General features: G+C 31.0%; 2 protein-coding genes and 1 pseudogene. All 3 read left to right on the top strand.

Features of this window, described 5'->3' with window-relative positions; all coding sequences use genetic code 11:
* Nucleotides 1-184 precede the first annotated feature (184 nt).
* The 3 genes and pseudogenes from M3226_RS31270 (at nt 185) to M3226_RS31260 (ending at nt 1,657) form a co-directional block, all read left to right on the top strand.
* A complete protein-coding gene (locus M3226_RS31270) occupies nt 185-586 on the top strand; it encodes a hypothetical protein (RefSeq protein WP_251573397.1) in 402 nt (133 codons plus the stop codon).
* Between the two features lie 345 nt (nt 587-931).
* A pseudogene (locus M3226_RS31265) lies at nt 932-1,102 on the top strand (tyrosine-type recombinase/integrase); the annotation flags it as partial.
* A 144-nt stretch (nt 1,103-1,246) separates the two neighbouring features.
* Nucleotides 1,247-1,657: a hypothetical protein gene (locus M3226_RS31260; RefSeq protein WP_251573395.1), complete on the top strand. Its 411-nt coding sequence runs from the start codon at nt 1,247-1,249 to the stop codon at nt 1,655-1,657.
* The last annotated feature ends 272 nt before the right edge of the window (nt 1,658-1,929 follow it).

Here is a 1,929-nt window from a genome sequence, read left to right as displayed (position 1 = left end):
CCCGCAGAGGCTCCATGTCAAGCAACTTGGCCTTCTGAAAAAACAACGAAAGAAATCAAAAAATAAAAAACTACGAAAATGATAGATTAAGAGAGTAATTGTCCAAAATTCGGGGGTTAATCCGGTATGTATTAAACACCGACTGGAATTGCAAGATTTTCTTATTCAAATAAGGGGAATCAAAATGACTGCCAATCAAGTATTAAAGAGGAATAGAACAGGTACTGAGTATATCGAGAGTAATGGCGAAATTATCTCAAAGCGTTGTACTGGTTGCGGAGTAATGAAAGAATTGAGTCAGTTCACCAAAGCTGATAAATATCTAGCTGGAAAGAGTAACAAATGTAAAGAATGTCGTAGTGCATATACGAGAAACAGGTATCAGAAAAATAAAGACAATATCAAAAGGCAAAGCAAAAAGTTTCATGAGAAAAACCCTGATTACAATAAAAAGTATTATGAAGAAAATAAAGAACGTATTCTTGAACGAAGGAAAAAGTATGAGGAAGAAAATAGAGAACGTGTACTTAAATCAAAAAGAGAATATGCTAGACGAAAACGTGAAGAAAAACTGTCATTTTTGTAGATCTTTCAACTTTCCAATATTCAACAATTGGGTGCGATCCTAAAAGATATATTTATGAATGGAGGAGATCCATTCTCTCCCCAAAGATATTAGGTCACTCAGACATGAGTATGACTCGAAAATATATTCAAATGACTAACATGGAGCTAAGCGTCAGCATAATTCCTTCAGTCCATTAAAGAATGTGTTTAAGTAAGGGGCACATATGACTGTAATATAAATGTTCAAGTAAGGTAGCATACTCTTCTTGGGAGATTTTCTTTATTGGAACTATACAAATTATATGGATGTGTAACTAATACCGTTGGCTATGACTAGCGGTTTTTTCTTTTTGCTGTAATATCAATAAGATGTTCTTGCTACACTTTTAGGCATACCTTTGCAAAATTGAGTGTAAAAAACGGATCGGGAATTTTTGAATTACAAAAGATACTTGGGCAAACAAGCATAGCAATGGTCAAAGTATATGTTAATCTGTTTAGTGATGATGTATTAGATAAACAAAAATCCTTTTAACCTTTGGTAAATCCTAAAGTTAGAATGTAGACACACAAATGTAAGGGAATATTTAATCAATAACATTGGGGGAACTCTTGTTTCTTAAGAAGTAAATAGCAGATTTATTGAAGAAGAAAAACAAATAGTGAAGGACGGGTCGTAATGGGTATTATTTCACTAATTAAACCATTAAGGAAGTATGAGGATTATTTTTATAGAGCCTATACTTATGAACAATTATTTTTAAGAAAAAAGGCAATTGAGATAATGAATTTAGCGATTAAACAGCCTAGATTTAGTAAAGAAGAAACATCAAGTGGGTTATTTTATTTGGGGATGTTATATTCAAAATCTAAGGAATATAAATTAGCATCAGATTGTTACAATCAAGGGTTAGAAATAATGATAAATGAGAATTTTAAATACAGTGACAATTTAAAAAAAGTGATTGAAGCTTTTATAAAAAATGAGGATTTTGAGAGAGCAAAATTCTGGTTGAATAATCTAATTCAACGTCAAAGTTATGATAAAAAGTTTAAGAAACTTGCTGTAATAGAAAAGAAACTACAGTAATATTCCTATTCATCATATAAGGGAGTTACTTGTACGAAAGACAATTTTAATGTGAACTCATAAATAATAGATTAACACAAACAATGATAATAAAAGGAGAATTAAATGGTTACGGACACATTCCAGATAAACCTTGCTACTAAGGTGTAAACAGTCACTTTATTTCCTCTAAAATGCGAAGAATTTTTTCAAATTTCTCCAGATTAAATACTATACTTTCCTGGATTAATATGCTAAATTTTCTGCATATTATGAGAGGGAAGTTTTTTTAT

The sequence above is a fragment of the Neobacillus cucumis genome (assembly GCF_023715505.1).
This window is presented reverse-complemented; position numbering and strand designations above follow the sequence as displayed.

Bases quoted from the DNA above. Each gene is read 5' to 3' on its own strand.
- M3226_RS31270 (WP_251573397.1), top strand. From the start codon at position 185: ATGACTGCCAATCAAGTATTAAAGAGGAATAGAACAGGTACTGAGTAT.
- M3226_RS31260 (WP_251573395.1), top strand. From the start codon at position 1,247: ATGGGTATTATTTCACTAATTAAACCATTAAGGAAGTATGAGGATTAT.